Below are 17,193 nucleotides of genomic sequence, written 5' to 3' on the forward strand. Positions count from 1 at the left end.
CGCCGCCCGCCGAGCAGAATCGGCCGATGGACCCCGTCACCCTCACCACGGACCGCCTCCTGCTGCGCACGGTCGGCCCCCGGGACACCGACGCGGTGTACGAGGCCTGCCAGGACACCGACATCCAGCGCTGGACCACGATCCCCTCGCCCTACCTGCGCGAGCACGCCCGGAACTTCACGGAACAGCTGGCCCCGGGCGGCTGGGCGGACGGCTCCATGTTCACCTTCGGGGTCTTCCTCCCGTCCGGGGACCTCGTGGGCATGCTCGGCCTCACGATGCGGGGCCTGGGGACGGCCGAGATCGGCTTCTGGGCCGCCGAGCGGCACCGTTCCCGGGGCTACATCACGGAGGCGGCCCTCGCCGCCTGCCGCTGGGCCTTCGTCCACGGCGCGATCGACCGCGTCGAATGGCGGGCGGAGGTGGGGAACCGGTCCTCGCGCGCGGTGGCGGAGCGCGCGGGCTTCACCGTCGAGGGCACGCTGCGCGCCGCGACGAACAACAAGGGAGTACTGAGGGACACCTGGATCGGCTCCCTGCTGCCGTCGGACCTGGGCCTGCCGTCGACGGCGCCGTACCTCCCGGCACGGGCCTGACCGCTCCCGGCGGGCCTGACCGCTCCGCCGCCGGCCCGCCCCGCGCCCGTGCCGCGGCTCCACCCGGATCCGCAGGTCACTCCCCACTGTCAGTCCCACCCCCTATCGTGCGACCCATGACCACCGCGCACCCCACGGCAGAGCTCTCCGCAGACGAGGCCCGCAGGATCGCCCTGCGCGCCCAGGGCTTCCTCGGCGCCCCCGACCGCCGCTCCGGCGTCCGCGGCGTCCTCCGCCACCTGGGCGCGATACAGCTCGACACGATCTCCGTCCTGGCCCGCTCCCACGAGCTCGTGCCCTACGCCCGCCTGGGCGCGGTGGGCCGCAAGACAGTGGAGAGCGCGTACTGGAAGGTCTCCGCCGGCGCGCCCCACGCCTTCGAGTACTGGTCCCACGCCGCCTGCATCCTGCCCATCGAGGAGTGGCCCCACTTCGCCTTCCGTCGCCGCGCCTACCGCAGCCGCCCGCACTGGAACCACGACCTCCCCGACGGCACCTACGACCAGGTCATCAAGCAGCTCCGCTCGGAAGGCCCGCTCACGGCCACGGAGTTGGGCGGCGCGAAGAAGACGAACGACTGGTGGGACTGGTCCGGCACCAAGGTCGCGGTCGAACGCGCCCTGATGTACGGCGAGGTGGTGTGCGTGGAGCGCCGCGGCTGGAAGCGGATCTACGACCTCGCCGAGCGAGCGATCCCGGACGCGCTGCTGCACGACGAGCTGGACGACACCGAGTGCCTGCGCCGCCTGGTCCGCCTGGCGGGGCAGTCCCTCGGCGTCGGCACCCGCGCGGACATCGCCGACTACCACCGCCTCAAGGGCGAGCAGGTCGACGCGGTGATCGCCGACTCGGGACTCGTCCCGGTCACGGTCGAGGGCTGGGGCAAGCCGGCCTGGGCCGACCCGGCCGCCCTGGAGACGCCCCCGCGCGGCCGTCACCGCACCACGCTGCTGTCGCCGTTCGACTCCCTGATCTGGGAACGGGCGCGCACGGAGCGGATCTTCGGCTTCACGCACCGCCTGGAGGCCTACGTCCCGAAACCGAAGCGGGTCTACGGCTACTTCGCGATGCCGGTCCTCGCCGGCGGCCGGCTGGTCGGCCGCGTGGACCCGGCGCGAGCGGGCAGCACGCTGGTGGCCAAGCAGGTCACGCTCGACGGAGTGAAGGCGGTCCCGGCCGTCGCCCAGGCCCTGGTCGAGGCGGCGTCCTGGGTGGACTGCACCGACGTGCGCGTGGAACGGGTCGACGCACCCGACCTGCGCGAGCCGCTCGTGCGGGAGCTGGCCCGTCTGACCGCCTGACGCCCGCCGACTGATGGCTGACAGCTGACAGCTGACAGCTGACAGCTGACAGCCGGGAGGGTCAGCGGATCTCGAGGATCTTCTCCCGCATCGCGTACACCACGGCCTCCATCCTGGAGTGCAGCTGCAGCTTCTCCAGGATGTTGCGCACGTGGTTCTTCACGGTGTTCTCGGAGATGAACAACTCCTTGGCGATATCGCGGTTGTTCATCCCCGTGGCGACGAGCTTGAGGACTTCCAGCTCGCGGTCGGTCAGGCGCGGTGCGGGCACCAGACGGCGTTCGTCCGTGCGCTGGATCATCGATTTGAACTCGGTGAGCAGCTTCGACGCCATGGACGGGCTGATCTGTGACTGCCCGTCGGCGACCGCGCGAATGGCGGTGGCCACCTCGTCCGTGGAGATCTCCTTGAGGAGATAACCGGTCGCGCCCGCCTTGATGGCGTCGTAGAGATCGGCTTCCTCGTCGCTGATCGTCAGCATGATGATCTTCGCGCTGGGCGCCACCTCCTTGATGGAGGTGCATGCCTCGATCCCGCCCCGCTTCGGCATGCGCACGTCCATCAGGACGATGTCGGGCAGCAGATCGGCGGCCTTCTCCACGGCCTCGGCCCCGTCACCCGCCTCGCCGACGACCTGGATGTCCTCCTCGGCCGCGAGCACGATCTCCAGGCCACGGCGGAACAGGGCGTGGTCGTCCACCACGAGGACTCTGATCGGTTCCTTGCGTGGAGTCTCCGTGTCCGGGCCCATGCCGACGACGCCGTCGTGGGCATCCTCGTCCCGCATCGGTCCGAAGCTGTCCGCCATCGTTCCTCCCCCTGAAGGCTGTGGCCTGTGGTCCTGAGCCATCGCCAACCCAGAGCAACGACCCACCGGTTGGGCCGTGGCCACCATGATTTCATGCCCGGACGGCACCGGGGTGACGGAGCGGGGCGCGAAGTGGTCGCACAGGGGTGCCCCTGGGGGCGCACGCGCGCTCCAGGGGCACCGATTCCGCTGTCACCCGGCAAGGTCAGCCGCCGAGCGCACCGCCCGCGTCCGGGGAGTGCGCCTGGGTGACCATCGTGTCCGTCCTGAGGTGGATCACACCGTAGTCGTAGGCGTGCCGCCGGTAGACGACACTCGGTTCCTTGGTCTCGGAGTCGACGAACAGGTAGAAGTCGTGCCCGACCAGCTCCATCTCGTAGAGAGCCTGGTCGAGGGTCATGGGGGCTGCGACGTGGGTCTTCTCGCGGACGACGATGGGGCCGTCACCCTGCACTTCCAGCGAACCGATCTTCTTCGTCGGTACGGCTTCCGGCTCCTCCTCGGAGGCCGGCGCGAGGCCGTTCCCGTTGAGCGTCGCCACGCCCGGGACGTGGTCGGCGACCTCGGCGGCCGGGATCCGGCGCGCGCCACGGCGCGAGTACCGCTTGTCGTGTTGCCTGCGCAGCCGGGCTTCCAGCTTCTCCGCCGCCAGGTCGAGCGCCGCGTACGGATCGCTCGCCGCTGCCTCCGCCCGGATCACCGGACCGCGGGAGCGGAGCGTGATCTCCACTCGGTCACAGCGGTCGGCCTGCCTGGGGTTGGGCTCCTTGGACACCTCGACGTCGAGGCTGATCACCTTGCCATCGAGCTTCTGGATCTTCTCCAGCTTCAGCTTCTCGGCCACGTGCTTCCGGAACCGCTCGGGCACCTCGGTCTTGCGGCCCTTGACGACGATGTCCACGCAGAACTCCGTTCCCGGATCGCTCCGCTTCGGTGCGGAGCATCTCCCTTTTGCACCAGGTTCCGGTGTGCCCCGGAACCTCGGACTCGGTGACTTCCACCTCCTCCCCCGTGGGCGAGATCTCCACTCCACCGTCGCGAGTGATGCAGAAAAACCCGCGTCACGGCATTCGGATTTGAGAGGTGTGGCCTGCGGCTTTCCCTCTCAACCGAACATATCTCGCCGGGACGGATGTCGTCACCCTCTACCGCGGCGTACCTCCATTCAGGTGAATAGGCCCTCTCATTACCTGCAACGACGCAAGATCTCAGTCAGTTCCGGTTTATTTGGAAAGCGTCCGGTGATGCCGCGACCACTGCCGCGCACACCACGTCAACCGCTCCGCGGGAGCCGTCTGCGCCCGCGATTCGCCGGCGGCCGGGCCGCCGACCCGTCCTCTCTCGCCTTGATCCGACGTTCTGTTCCTCTCTGCTTTCCCAGCTCTCTCCCCCGTACACGGCCGCAGTGCGCGCAGCGTTCGAAATCGGCCCCGCCGGCATCCCGTGCGGTCCTCCCGGACCGTCCGCGGCCGCCCGCAGGGCCCGCGCGGCCTCCGCCAGTGACGCGCCCGTGGTCAGTACGTCGTCGACCAGGACGACAGGACCGGCGGAGAGCAGCCGGGCACCGCCGGGTGCCACCGTCAGCGCACCCGCGAGGTTGTCCAGCCGCTGCCGGGAGTTGAGCCCGGACTGGTCGGCCACGGGGCGCCGCTGCCGCAGCACACCTAGCACCCGGGCCGGGAGTCCGGAGCGCCGCAGGTCCGCGGCCGCCGCGAGCGCGATCCGGCGCGCCGGGTCGTGCCCCCGGGCCCGTACCGCCCGCCGCCCCGACGGCACGGGCACCAGCAGCACGGGAGCCACGCCTTCCCTGACGGCCGCAGCGTCCCCCGGCCGGACCGGAACCCGGGCCGCCTCGTTCCCCGGCCGGGCCGCACCCTCTCGGAGTCCGGCGCGTACGGCCCGGGCCAGGGCCGCCCCCAGTGGGCCGGCGAGCGCCAGGGCACCTCGCTCTTTGTGGGCCAGCAGCGTCGCCCGCACCTCGTCCGCGTACGGAGCCGCCGCGTGCACCACCGGCAGTCCGGGCGGCTCCGGCACCGGCCGCACCCGCCGCACAGCGGCTCCGCCGAGCACCGCGCGGCACTGGGCGCAGAGCACCGCACGCGGCGCGCCGCAGCCCCCGCACTCACCCGGCAGCACCAGGTCGGTCAGGTCCTGCCACCACCCCCGCATGACCACCACTGTGCCGCCCCGGCCGGGCCCCTGCCACCCCTGTGGACAACGTCTGTGGACAACCACCGGCCGCGGACAACGCCTGCGAACACCGTCTGCGGACAACGCCTGCGGACAACGCCCGCACACGGCGGTGTCAGGCCAAGGCCCGGCCGGCACAGCCGGAACCGGCCGGCACCGCACGCCTCACCCCGGATAGACCGGCGCCGTCCCCTCCGTGACCTTCTGCCACTGCGCGCCCGACGGCAGCCGGACGATGCCGTCGACCGAGTTGGCCACCAGTGGCAGCGCGTCGTCACCGGCTGCGGTGACCTCCTTGACGCCGGTCAGCGCCGCGGGCGCCGGTACGTCCGGCGTGGAGCCGTCGACCTGGACGTACCGCATCTGCTCGACGCCGCCGTGTTCGCGTCCGACCACCACGAGCCGGCTGTCCCCGGCCCACGACATGGCCGTGACCTCCTCCAGCTCCGGGGTCGCCGAGCGCAGTTCGACCACGCGCACGACCGGCTGCCCGCCCGGCTTCTCCTCCCGCTCGATCAGCCCGATGAGCAGGTTCTTCCTGCCGTCCTTCTCTACGACGAGCGCGATCCGCACCCCGTCGGCGGCGACCCGCACGGACTGGATCCGACCGTCCAGGTGCGGCGTGCGCACCTCGACGGGATCGCCCTTGCCGTCCTCGAACAGCAGCAGCCGGGGATCGCGCGGGTCGCGGTCGGCGACCCACAGGCCGTCGTCCGCGTCCCAGCTGGGGGTCGTCAGCCGGTCCGCCTCGCTGCGGCCCTGGCTGCGCAGCACCGGTTCGCCGAGCGAACCGCCCGACACCAGCGACCCGACGTACAGCGACTTGCCGTCGAGGCCGACGCCCGCCGCGGTGTGCTCGTCGCGCGAGACGGCCACCGACCGCAGGGCCGTGTCGCCCTCGCCCAGCGCGCCCGGCGCCGGGTCCGGCTTGGTCTCGTCGCTGCCCGCCGGGATGCGGACGAGACGGTCCTTGCCGTCGACGAAGTACAGGAAGTCCGGGTGCCGCGCGGCGCTGCGGGAGGCGGCCGCCTCGGCCGCCTCCTGGGTGAGCGAGCACAGTTCGGTCCCGTCGGCCCGCAGCTCGACCTCGTCCACCGCGGGACTGAGGTTGCGCAGCGTGAACAGCAGCTGCGCCGCCATCTCCTCGCACCGGTTGGTGCCGATGCCGGCGGCCTTGTCGTTGAGCGGGACCGTCAGCAGGTTGCGGTCGTCGGGTGCCAGCGTCCCGGCGCCCTTCGCCAGCGCCGTCCCCGTCGGAAAGCTCGACCGGACGACGGGGTCGAGCCACCGTGTGGGCCCGCTGAGCAGGGAGCGGACCATCTGTGTCATGGGGTCCACGCGCCGTCGTACGTAGACGGGGTCGGCGACCGCGGTGGGCTGGGACTTCTCCCCGGCCGCCACGGTGTTCGAAGCGAAGTAGTACTTGCTGACCGACATGTAGTTGCGCTGGAAGTCCGACTGGCCCATGACGACGCCCTGCGGCAGCGCGTCGATCCGCCACTGCCCGCTCTTCTCGTCCTGCGTCAGGTGCACGGTCCTGCCGTACGTGCCGGTCGCGGGCGCGTACGACTGCTGCGCGTCCACGGTGGCCACCTTGGTGCCGGTGAGCACGTACGTGATCTCGCCGCTGTCCTCCCGGCCGCTCGGCCCCTCGGGCTTGGCGCCCGGCCCGTCGGCGAGCACGGTCGTGAACCGCTCCGGCTGCCATGTCTTCGCGGCGTCGCCGGTCAGGTACTGGCGGGCCGTCTTGTAGTGCGGATCGTCGCTGGTGAGCGCCTCGAGGAAGCCCTGCACGATCTCCGAGGGCGGCGCGTCCTCCCCCGGCGGCACGGCGAACACGCGCACCTGGGTGTCCTGGCGCGGTGTCGACTCCACGCCCCGCAGATCCCCGCTGTCCGGCATCGAAGCGCATCCCGCCAGCATCAGCACACCACCGGCGGCGTACGCCGTCACGCGCGCGGGCCCGCGCCGGCCGCGCCTTCCGCGGTCAGCGCCCACGAGATGCCTCCCCTTGCCTGTTCGCCTCTCCCGGACCGGTCTCCCCGTCCGGCCCGGCCTGCGCCGTACGGTCACCGGCCTGGGCCCGGGCGGCCCCACCGGAACCCACGACGCCGTTCTCGGTACTGCTCGCCGGGCCACCCACGCGCCCGCCGCGGGCCGTGCCCGCGTAACCGCTCGCCCCGGCGCTCCCAGCCGGTCCGGACGGACCGGCCGCACCACCGTCGTCATCGGCCCGCCGCTCGTCGGCCCGTCGCCCGTCGTCCCGCCGCTCATCGACCTGCCGCTCATCGGCCCGCCGCGTGCCGGAGGCGGGCCGGGGCACCACGCGCGCGCCGTTGCCCGGCAGCGCCGTCGGATCGGCCGTGGCGCCGGCCGCCCTGGGCGGTATCGGGTCCCGCTTCGCCCCCGGTGCCGCTGATCCGCTCGCCGGCTGGGCCGGCACGGTCGCCCGCTTCTCGCCGTCCCGGCCGCCGCACGGCAGACCGGCGTCGTCGAGGCCACGGTTGCGCCGTGAATCCTTGGGTTCCAGCGGTATCGGGGAGCCCCGCAGCGGCTCGTCCGCCGTCCGGGGCAACGTCAGCCGGAACTGCGAACCGCCGCCCGGCTCACCCCACGCCTGCAGCCAGCCGCCGTGCAGCCGGGCGTCCTCCAGGGCGATCGACAGCCCCAGACCCGTACCACCGGTGGTACGCGCGCGTGCCGGGTCGGCCCGCCAGAAACGGCTGAAGACCCGGGTGGCCTCACCCGGCTTGAGCCCGACTCCGTAGTCCCGCACCGCCACGGCGACCGCGCCGCCGGCCGCGGCGAGCCTGACCACGACGTCGTTGCCCTCGCCGTGCTCGACGGCGTTGACGACGAGGTTGCGCAGCACCCGCTCCACGCGCCGGGCGTCGGCCTCGGCGACGACGGGCTGCTGGTCGCCGACGACCCGGATCCGCGTGCCCTTGCGTTCCGCGAGCGGCTCGGCCCCGCTGACCACCCGCCGCACGACCTCCCTGAGGTCGATCGGCTCCGCCTCCAGCGCCGCCGCACCCGCGTCGAACCGGCTGATCTCCAGCAGGTCCGCGAGCAGCGACTCGAACCGGTCCAGCTGGTCGGCGAGCAGCTCCGCCGACCGCGCGGTCACCGGGTCGAAGTCCTCACGCGCCTCGTGGATGACGTCCGCGGCCATCCGCACGGTCGTCAGCGGCGTCCGCAGCTCGTGCGAGACGTCCGACACGAACCGGCGCTGCATCCGCGACAGGTCCTCCAGCTGGCTGATCTTGAGCTGGAGGTTCTGCGCCATCTTGTTGAAGGCCTCGCCGAGCCGCGCGATGTCGTCCTCGCCGGTGACCTTCATCCGTTCCTGGAGCCGCCCGGCCGACAGCCGCTCGGCGATCCCCGCCGCCATGCGTACCGGCGTGACGACCTGCCGCACCACGAGCCAGGCGATGGCCCCCAGCAGCACCACCACGAACAGTCCCGCCGTCGCCAGCGTGCCCTTGACCAGGCTCAGCGACTTCTCCTCCTGGGTGAGCGGGAAGAGGTAGTACAGCTGGTACGGGTTGCCGTTGGGGTCGTTGACCTGCTTGCCGATGACCAGACCCGGCTGGGAGTCCTTGATCTCGTTGTTGTAGGTGATGCGCGTGTAGCTCTGCGCGGCCGTCGTACTGCTGCCGATCCGCTCGCGCAGGTCCGCCGGCACGCTCCTGCTCCAGTCGACCTCACCGGAGGCGCGCTGTCCGCGACCGCCGGCACCGTCCGCGTCGGAGGCCGGGAGCGTCACCACGTCGAAGGCGCCCTGGCCACCACTGGACAGCGAGGACACCAGGTCGCTGAGCCACTGGGTGACGTTCTGCGCGGGACGGCCGTCCGCCGTGGCCACCTCGTCGCCGGTGCCGCTGGCCGCCTCGTCGGCCCGCTGCTTGGCGACCGCGAATCCGCCCGTGGCCTGGCTCTGGGACGCCTTCACCTTGGCGTCCAGCAGGCCGTTGCGCACCTGCCCGATGACCACGAAGCCCAGCAGCAGTACCACGCCGAGCGACATCAGCAGGGTCGTGACGACGACCTTGAGCTGGATGTTGCGCCGCCACAGCCGCATGACCGGCAGCAGCGGCCGGCGCACCCACCGCATGAACAGACGGATGACCGGGCTGCCCTGGACACCGCCCTGGAGGAGCAGTCCGCTCTCCAGGAAACGGCCCCAGCGGGACCCGGACTTCTTCTGCCCGACAGGCCGCCCCTGGCGGGCCCCGGACCGGCCGGGCGCCGAAGCGGCACTGTCACCGGACATGTCAGCTCGGTCCTGCCTTGTATCCGACACCACGGACGGTCACCACGATCTCCGGCTTCTCCGGGTCCTTCTCGACCTTGGAGCGCAGCCGCTGCACATGCACGTTGACCAGCCGCGTGTCCGCCGCGTGCCGGTAGCCCCACACCTGCTCCAGGAGCACCTCGCGCGTGAACACCTGCCACGGCTTGCGCGCCAGCGCGACCAGCAGATCGAACTCCAGCGGCGTCAGCGCGATCGACTGCCCGTCCCGCTTCACGGAGTGCCCCGCCACGTCGATGACCAGGTCACCGATGGCGAGCTGCTCCGGGGCGGGCTCCTCCGACCTCCGCAGCCGCGCCCGGATCCGGGCGACCAGCTCCTTCGGCTTGAACGGCTTCACGATGTAGTCGTCGGCGCCCGACTCCAGGCCCACGACGACGTCGACCGTGTCGCTCTTGGCCGTGAGCATCACGATCGGCACGCCGGACTCCGCCCTGATCAGGCGGCACACCTCGATGCCGTCCCGGCCGGGCAGCATCAGGTCCAGCAGCACCAGGTCCGGCTTGGCCTCGCGGAACGCGGCCAGCGCCTTGTCCCCGTCGGCCACGAACGACGGCTCGAAACCCTCACCACGCAGCACGATGCCGAGCATCTCGGCCAGTGCGGTGTCGTCGTCGACGACAAGGACTCGTCCCTTCATAAACGACATCATCCCATTCTCATAACGGTGGCGAAGGCAGTGGTGAGGTAGGTCACCGGCCAGTGACCATAGTCGCAGCAAGCGCTACTGTCTGCCCTCGCCCGCCCGTCGACGATCTCCCGGATGATCTCCGGAGCGAGCTCTCCGACGACCTTCCGTGACCTGCGGTGACCTCCGATGACCTGCCGTGACGTCCGGTGACCCGCCAGGCGACCGCGCGGCGGAGGAGCGAGCCGACGACCACGCTCCGCCGGCCGCCCGGACCTCAGCCCGACACCACCCGGTGCGAGCGTGCGCACACCTCGGCGAGCGCCTCGGCCGTCACCGGCGACACCACGCCCTCCTCCGTCACGATCGCCGTCACCAGCTCCGGCGGCGTCACGTCGAACGCCGGGTTGTACGCCTGCGTCCCCAGCGGCGCCACCGGAATCCCGCCACCCGCCTCCGCGCCGGCCACCGGCACCTGCGGCGCCACGATCTCGGTCACCTCGTGCCCGGGACGCTGCTCCACCTCGATGGACGCCCCGTCAGGCGTGTCCAGGTCCACCGTCGTCACCGGCGCCACCACGATGAACGGCACATGGTGGTACCGCGCCAGCACCGCCAGCGGATAGCTCCCCACCTTGTTCGCCACCGACCCGTCCGCCGCGATCCGGTCGGCGCCGATCAGCACCGCGTCGACCTCGCCCGCCGCGAACAGCGACCCCGCCGCGTTGTCCGTGAGCAGCGTGTACGCCATCCCGCTGCGGGCCGCCTCGTACGCCGTCAGGCGCGCGCCCTGCAGCAGCGGACGCGTCTCGTCCACCCACAGCCGGCGCAGCCGGCCCACCCGGTGCGCCGCCAGCGCCACCGCGAACGCCGTGCCCTCCCCGCCCGACACCAGCGAACCGGTGTTGCAGTGGGTCAGGATCCGGTGCCCGCCGCCGGGCAGCAGTTCGTCCAGCAGTGCCAGCCCGTGCTCGGCCATCCGGCCACTGGCCTCGGCGTCCTCCCGGTGCAGCTGCCGCGCCGCGGCCAGCGCCGCCGCGGCCGCCTGCCGGACGTCACCGCCCTTGGCGAGCGCCGCCGCGTGCGCCTCCTGCGCCCGCCGCACGCCCACGGCCAGGTTCACCGCGGTCGGCCGGGCACTCTCCAGCGCGGACGCCGCCTCATCCACGTCGAAGCCCCGCACGGCGGCGAGCGCGACACCGTACGCCCCCGCGATACCGAGCAGCGGTGCCCCGCGCACGGCCAGCGAGCGGATCGCCTCCACCAGCGCGGACGCGTCCGTACAGACCAGTTCGACCTCCTCTGCCGGCAGCCTGGTCTGGTCGAGCAGAACCAGAACGGGTCCCTCCGGTGGCTCTTCCCAGCGGATCGCCGGGATGTCGGTCGGCCGCTTGTCGTCGCCGCTGTACGCGTACTGATCAGCCATGCGATCAGTCTGCCCCCAATCGAGCGGACAATTGAAGGTACGCAGCCCGGACCGCGGCCGGTCACACCAAGACCACCCCATGGCACGATGGCTGCCAACCTGCCGCCGCGACCGCGGACGGGCACCGTGAAGGAGCGACGATGAACGACACTCCGGGCTGGGCCTCGCCCGGATCCGCCCCGTCCGACGGGCAGAAGCCTGACGCGTCCGGCCCTGCCGAGCCCGCAGACCGCCCCGGCCCCACGCATCCCTCCGAGCAGCCGGGACAGCAGCAGAACGCTCCGCAGGGCCCCGGCCCGCAGTGGTCCAAGGAACAGCCGCCACCGGCCCAGTGGTCCGCCCCCGGCTCCCAGCCCGGCCCCGGCCAGGCACCCCCGCCCCCGCCGCCCGGCCCGGGCTGGGGCAGCCGGCCCCCCGGCGGCTACGGCCCCGGAGGCCCGGGCGGTTACGGCCCCGGCGGCCCGGGAGGCCCCGCAGGTCCCGCCGGGTACGGCCCCGGCTACGGACACCCCGGTGGCCACGGCGGCTGGGGCGGCGGCTGGGGCGGCCCTCCGCCGGCCGCCAAGCCCGGCGTGATCCCGCTCCGCCCGCTCGGCGTCGGCGAGATCCTCGACGGCGCGGTCTCGACCATGCGCACCTACTGGCGCACCGTCCTGGGCATCTCCCTCACCGTCGCCGTCCTCACCGAGATCATCGTCGTGCTCTTCCAGGGCCTCGTCCTGGACGACTCCAGCACCGACGCCCTCAACGACCCGAGTGCCACCCTCAGTGAGCTGAGCCGCGCCATGAGCGACGCGCTGCTCAACTCCACCGTCATCTTCGTGATCTCCCTCGTGGGCACTGTCATCGCCACCGCCCTGCTGACGACCGTCACCAGCCGGGCCGTGCTCGGCAAGTCGGTCACCATCGGCGAGGCCTGGCGCGACGCCCGCCCCCAGGTGCTCAAACTCTTCGGCCTGATCTGCCTGTTGCTCCTCATCACCGCAGGCATCGTGACCGTCGGGACGCTGCCCGGCATCCTCGTCACCGTCGCCGGAAGCACCGGACCGGGCGTCGCCCTCACCGTCCTGGGCGTCATCGGCGCCGGCATCGTCGCCCTGTGGCTGATGATCCGCTTCTCGCTCGCCTCGCCCGCCCTCATGCTGGAGAAGCAGGGCATCAAGAAGGCTCTGACCCGCTCCACCAAGCTGGTCCGGGGCACCTGGTGGCGGATCTTCGGCATCCAGCTGCTCGCCACGATCATCGCCAACGTCGTCGCCTCGATCATCGTGATCCCGTTCACCTTCCTGGCCGGGGCCCTCAGCGGCGACGGCCTCACCGGCTGGCTCAACTCCGGCGCGGGCAGCCTTGGCTGGACGTTCCTGATCGTCAGCGGCATCGGCTCGGTGATCGGCTCCATGATCACGTTCCCGATCACGGCCGGCGTCACCGTGCTCCTCTACATCGACCAGCGCATCCGCCGCGAGGCCCTCGACCTCGAACTGGCCCGCGCCGCCGGTCTCCAGGGCTACGGCCCCACCGCCCCCGGCGCCACCGCGGGGAGCTGATGCGGTGAGCTCGGTGGGGGACCTTCTCACCACGGCGGCGCCACGCGCCGCCGCCCGGGCGCTGCTGCGCGCCGGTGACACCTCCGTGCTGTCGCCGGCCAGCTCCGCCGACGAACCGCCCGTCACCGTCCCGCGCGATCCCGCGCGTGAGGCGGCCCGGCGCGAGCTGTCCAAGCGGATGTACCACGAGGACGACCCCAGCCTCTTCCAACGCGCCCTCGACGCCTTCTGGGACTGGCTCGGCGGCCTGTTCGACGCCGCCTCGACCGCCACGCCCGGCGGCACACTCGGCCTGGTCGTCATCATCGTGGCCGTCGTCGCCGTCCTGGCCGCCCTCTGGTGGCGGCTGGGCACCCCGCGTCGCCAACCCACCTCGTCCGCCGCCCTGTTCGACGACCGCCCCCGCAGCGCCGCCGACCACCGCGCCGCAGCCGAGGCACACGCCGCCCAGGGCCACTGGACCCAGGCCGTGCAGGAACGCATGCGCGCCCTCGTCCGCGCCCTCGAAGAACGCGCGCTCCTCGACGTCCGCCCCGGCCGCACCGCCGACGAGGCCGCTGCCGAAGCCGGCCGCGCCCTGCCCGCCCACACCGACCGGCTGCGCGCCGCCGCCCGCGACTTCGACGACGTCACGTACGGCGGCCGCTCGGCGACCGAGCAGGCGTACCACCGCGTCGCGGAACTCGACCGCGACCTGGAACGCGCCAAGCCCCAGCTCGCCACGAGCAGCGCGAGCACGGCCCCCCACACCCGCCAGGGAGCCGCCGAATGACCACCGAGGCCACGCTCTCGTCCACCTCGGCCTCGCCCACCGCCCGTCAGGTGTGGACCCGCGCGCGCGGCATCGCGCTCGCCCTCGTGGTGCTCCTCGCCGGGGCCGTCGCCATCGCTGTGATCCGCTCCGACGCCCGCCACGGCGAACTCGACCCGCGCTCCGCCGACCCGAACGGGAGCCGCGCCGTCGCCGAACTCCTGGCCGACCGCGGCGTGGACACCCGTGTCGTCACCACGCTGGACGAGGCAGCCGCCGCGCCCGGCCCGGACACCACCCTCCTGGTCGCCGTCCCCGACCTGCTGACGCGCGGTCAGCAGACGCGTCTGCACAAGGCGTTCGCCGGCTCCGGCGGCCGCACCGTGCTGGTCGCCTCCGGCAGTGCCTCCGTGGAACGACTGGCCCCTGGCGTCACCGCCGACCCCGCCACCAGCCTCGACTCCACGCTGTCCCCCGACTGCGCCCTGCCCGCCGCCCGCCGCGCCGGCACCGCCGAAACAGGCGGCGTCCGCTACACCACCACCCACCTCGACGCCGACGAGTGCTACCCGAGCGAACGCCTGGCCACGCTCCTGCGCATCCCGGCCGACCACGGTGACGGCGACACGGTCGTCCTCGGCGCGCCCGACATCCTCCTCAACGACCGCCTCGACGAGCAGGGCAACGCCTCGCTCGCCCTCCAGCTCCTCGGCTCCCGCCCCCATCTCGTCTGGTACCTCCCCTCACTGTCCGACACCTCGGCCACCGGCACCGACGACGAACGCGGCTTCTTCGACCTGCTCCCCTCTGGCTGGCTCTGGGGCACCCTGCAGCTCTTCATCGCCGCGGCCCTGGCCGCCCTGTGGCGGGCACGCCGGCTCGGCCCCCTGGTGCCCGAGAAACTCCCCGTCGCGATCCGCGCCTCGGAAACCGCCGAGGGCCGCGCCCGCCTCTACCGCAAGGCCGACGCCCGAGACCGCGCGGCCGACGCTCTCCGCTCCACCACCCGCACCCGCCTCGCCCCCCTCGTCGGCGTCCCCGTCACCCAGGCGCACACGCCCGAGGCCCTGCTCCCCGCCCTGTCCACCCGCCTCCACGGCGAGGGACAGGACCCGCACACCCTGCTCTTCGGACCGCCACCCGGCGACGACGCAGCACTGATCGCACTCGCCGACCGACTCGACGCCCTCGAAAGAGAGGTACGCCGTCCATGATGGACCCGACCACTGACAACGCCGGGCAGACCGGGGACCCGGGCGCCGCCCGCGCCTCCCTGGAGGCCCTGCGCGCCGAGATCGCCAAGGCCGTGGTCGGCCAGGACCCCGCCGTGACCGGCCTCGTCGTCGCCCTGCTCTGCCGCGGCCACGTCCTCCTCGAAGGCGTCCCCGGCGTCGCCAAGACCCTCTTGGTCCGCGCCCTCGCCTCCGCCCTCGAACTCGACACCAAGCGCGTCCAGTTCACCCCCGACCTCATGCCGAGCGACGTCACCGGCTCCCTGGTCTACGACACCCGCACCGCCGAGTTCTCCTTCCAGCCCGGCCCGGTCTTCACCAACCTCCTCCTCGCCGACGAGATCAACCGCACGCCGCCCAAGACCCAGTCGTCCCTCCTGGAGGCCATGGAGGAACGCCAGGTCACCGTCGACGGCACGCCCCGGCCCCTGCCCGACCCGTTCCTGGTCGCGGCGACCCAGAACCCGGTGGAGTACGAGGGCACCTACCCCCTCCCGGAAGCCCAGCTGGACCGCTTCCTCCTCAAGCTCACCATCCCGCTCCCCTCCCGCCAGGACGAGATCGACGTCCTCACCCGCCACGCCGAGGGCTTCAACCCGCGCGACCTCAAGGCCGCCGGCGTACGCCCCGTGGCGGGTCCGGCGGATCTGGAGGCGGCCCGCGCCGCCGTCGCCAAGACGACGATCTCCCCGGAGATCACCGCCTACGTCGTCGACATCTGCCGCGCCACCCGCGAGTCGCCGTCCCTGACCCTCGGCGTCTCCCCCCGAGGCGCCACGGCCCTCCTGTCCACCGCCCGCGCCTGGGCCTGGCTCACCGGCCGCGACTACGTCATCCCCGACGACGTGAAGGCACTCGCGCTCCCCACACTCCGCCACCGCGTCCAGCTCCGCCCGGAGGCCGAAATGGAAGGCGTGACGGCCGACTCGGTCATCAACGCGATCCTCGCCCACGTCCCCGTCCCCCGCTGATGGCACTCACCGGACGCGCCGCCCTCCTCGCGGCCCTGGGCTCCCTCCCGGTCGGCATCTGGGAGCCCAGCTGGACGGGCATCCTCGCGGTCAACGCCCCCCTGGCCCTGGCCTGCGCCTGCGACGCCGCCCTGGCCGCCCCCGTACGCCGCCTGGGCCTGACCCGCTCCGGGGACACGTCCGTACGCCTGGGCGACACGGCGGACGTGACCCTGACGATCACCAACCCGTCCGGCCGCCCCCTGCGCGCCCGCCTCCGCGACGCCTGGCCCCCCAGCAGCTGGCAGCCGGGCACGGAGACCACGGCGTCCCGCCACCGCCTCACCGTCCCGGCGGGCGAGCGCCGACGCATCACGACCCGCCTGCGCCCCACCCGCCGAGGCGACCGGCAAGCGGACCGCGTCACCATCCGCTCCTACGGCCCCCTCGGCCTCTTCTCCCGCCAGGGCACCCACAAGGTCCCCTGGACGGTACGCGTCCTGCCCCCGTTCACCAGCCGCAAGCACCTGCCCTCGAAACTGGCCCGCCTGCGCGAACTGGACGGCCGCACCAGCGTGCTCACCCGCGGCGAGGGCACCGAGTTCGACAGCCTCCGCGAATACGTCCCCGGCGACGACACCCGCTCGATCGACTGGCGCGCGACCGCCCGCCAGACCGCGGTCGCCGTCCGCACCTGGCGCCCGGAACGGGACCGCCACATCCTCCTGGTCCTCGACACGGGCCGCACCTCCGCCGGCCGCGTCGGCGACGCTCCCCGCCTCGACGCCTCCATGGACGCGGCCCTGCTCCTCGCCGCTCTCGCGTCCCGCGCCGGCGACCGTGTCGACCTCCTGGCCTACGACCGCAAGGTCCGCGCCCTCGTCCAGGGCCGAACAGCAGGCGATCTCCTGCCTTCTCTGGTCAACGCGATGGCGACGCTGGAGCCCGAGCTCGTGGAAACCGACGCCAGGAGCCTCACGGCCACGGCACTGCGCACGTCCCCGCGCCGCTCCCTCATCGTCCTGCTCACAACCCTCGACGCGGCCCCCATCGAAGAGGGCCTCCTCCCGGTCCTCCCGCAGCTCACCCAGCGCCACACGGTGCTGCTGGCCTCTGTGGCGGACCCACACATCACCGCGATGGCCGCGGCCCGGGGAAACGTCGACGCCGTCTACGAGGCCGCGTCAGCGGCCCAGGCGCAATCCGAACGCCACCGGACGGCGGAACAACTCCGCCGCCACGGCGTGACGGTCGTCGACGCCACTCCGGACGACTTGGCGCCGGCCCTGGCGGACGCCTATCTGGCGTTGAAAGCGGCAGGCCGCCTCTGACCGACCGTTCGGCTCCCGAAAGGGAGCCCTAAACGCAGAAAACCCCCGTATCTTTCGATACGGGGGTTTTCCCAATGATTGTTCGGCGGCGTCCTACTCTCCCACAGGGTCCCCCCTGCAG

General features: G+C 72.8%; 14 protein-coding genes. 7 read left to right on the plus strand and 7 right to left on the minus strand.

Going from position 1 to position 17,193, the window contains the following annotated elements; genetic code table 11:
- Positions 1 to 26: 26 nt before the first annotated feature.
- Both ACF07N_RS14550 and ACF07N_RS14555 read left to right on the plus strand, forming a co-directional pair.
- On the plus strand, positions 27 to 596 hold the full coding sequence (locus tag ACF07N_RS14550) for a GNAT family N-acetyltransferase (RefSeq protein WP_392112344.1): 570 nt from the start codon (positions 27 to 29) through the stop codon (positions 594 to 596).
- A gap of 116 nt (positions 597 to 712) precedes the next feature.
- Positions 713 to 1,897: a winged helix-turn-helix domain-containing protein gene (locus ACF07N_RS14555; protein ID WP_392112347.1), complete on the plus strand. Its 1,185-nt coding sequence runs from the start codon at positions 713 to 715 to the stop codon at positions 1,895 to 1,897.
- Between the two features lie 61 nt (positions 1,898 to 1,958).
- Here ACF07N_RS14555 and ACF07N_RS14560 read toward each other — a convergent pair whose 3' ends face one another.
- The 7 genes from ACF07N_RS14560 to mtnA form a co-directional block, all read right to left on the minus strand.
- Positions 1,959 to 2,705 (minus strand): response regulator, encoded by a 747-nt coding sequence (locus ACF07N_RS14560; protein ID WP_383335810.1) that lies wholly within the window; start codon positions 2,703 to 2,705, stop codon positions 1,959 to 1,961.
- Between the two features lie 205 nt (positions 2,706 to 2,910).
- The gene (gene hpf / locus ACF07N_RS14565; RefSeq protein ID WP_392112350.1) at positions 2,911 to 3,606 is read right to left on the minus strand and encodes a ribosome hibernation-promoting factor, HPF/YfiA family; all 696 of its coding nucleotides are present in this window, start codon (positions 3,604 to 3,606) and stop codon (positions 2,911 to 2,913) included.
- 311 nt (positions 3,607 to 3,917) lie between these two features.
- Positions 3,918 to 4,874 (minus strand): ComF family protein, encoded by a 957-nt coding sequence (locus ACF07N_RS14570; protein WP_392112353.1) that lies wholly within the window; start codon positions 4,872 to 4,874, stop codon positions 3,918 to 3,920.
- A 186-nt stretch (positions 4,875 to 5,060) separates the two neighbouring features.
- Positions 5,061 to 6,893, minus strand: a complete 1,833-nt coding sequence (locus ACF07N_RS14575; protein ID WP_383335808.1) for an LpqB family beta-propeller domain-containing protein — start codon at positions 6,891 to 6,893, stop codon at positions 5,061 to 5,063.
- On the minus strand, positions 6,883 to 9,168 hold the full coding sequence (gene mtrB / locus ACF07N_RS14580) for an MtrAB system histidine kinase MtrB (RefSeq protein WP_392112356.1): 2,286 nt from the start codon (positions 9,166 to 9,168) through the stop codon (positions 6,883 to 6,885). The genes ACF07N_RS14575 and mtrB overlap by 11 nt, the downstream gene beginning before the upstream one ends.
- A 1-nt stretch (position 9,169) precedes the next feature.
- On the minus strand, positions 9,170 to 9,859 hold the full coding sequence (gene mtrA, locus ACF07N_RS14585; RefSeq protein WP_009188938.1) for a two-component system response regulator MtrA: 690 nt from the start codon (positions 9,857 to 9,859) through the stop codon (positions 9,170 to 9,172).
- Between the two features lie 253 nt (positions 9,860 to 10,112).
- The gene (gene mtnA, locus ACF07N_RS14590; protein ID WP_392112360.1) at positions 10,113 to 11,261 is read right to left on the minus strand and encodes an S-methyl-5-thioribose-1-phosphate isomerase; all 1,149 of its coding nucleotides are present in this window, start codon (positions 11,259 to 11,261) and stop codon (positions 10,113 to 10,115) included.
- A 140-nt stretch (positions 11,262 to 11,401) separates the two neighbouring features.
- Here mtnA and ACF07N_RS14595 point away from each other — a divergent pair, with 140 nt between their 5' ends.
- From ACF07N_RS14595 to ACF07N_RS14615, 5 genes are read left to right on the plus strand one after another with little or no spacing between them, the layout of a single operon-like run.
- Positions 11,402 to 12,808: a hypothetical protein gene (locus ACF07N_RS14595; protein WP_392112363.1), complete on the plus strand. Its 1,407-nt coding sequence runs from the start codon at positions 11,402 to 11,404 to the stop codon at positions 12,806 to 12,808.
- 4 nt (positions 12,809 to 12,812) lie between these two features.
- Entirely contained in the window at positions 12,813 to 13,580 is a 768-nt protein-coding gene (locus tag ACF07N_RS14600) for a DUF4129 domain-containing protein (protein ID WP_392112366.1), read from the plus strand.
- Positions 13,577 to 14,773 (plus strand): DUF4350 domain-containing protein, encoded by a 1,197-nt coding sequence (locus ACF07N_RS14605; RefSeq protein ID WP_392112369.1) that lies wholly within the window; start codon positions 13,577 to 13,579, stop codon positions 14,771 to 14,773. Before ACF07N_RS14600 ends, ACF07N_RS14605 begins: the two co-directional genes overlap by 4 nt.
- Positions 14,773 to 15,762 (plus strand): AAA family ATPase, encoded by a 990-nt coding sequence (locus ACF07N_RS14610; protein ID WP_383335860.1) that lies wholly within the window; start codon positions 14,773 to 14,775, stop codon positions 15,760 to 15,762. The genes ACF07N_RS14605 and ACF07N_RS14610 overlap by 1 nt, the downstream gene beginning before the upstream one ends.
- Positions 15,762 to 17,072 (plus strand): DUF58 domain-containing protein, encoded by a 1,311-nt coding sequence (locus ACF07N_RS14615; protein WP_392112372.1) that lies wholly within the window; start codon positions 15,762 to 15,764, stop codon positions 17,070 to 17,072. The genes ACF07N_RS14610 and ACF07N_RS14615 overlap by 1 nt, the downstream gene beginning before the upstream one ends.
- The last annotated feature ends 121 nt before the right edge of the window (positions 17,073 to 17,193 follow it).

The organism is Streptomyces sp. NPDC015242 (assembly GCF_043079125.1).
Lineage (GTDB): Bacteria > Actinomycetota > Actinomycetes > Streptomycetales > Streptomycetaceae > Streptomyces.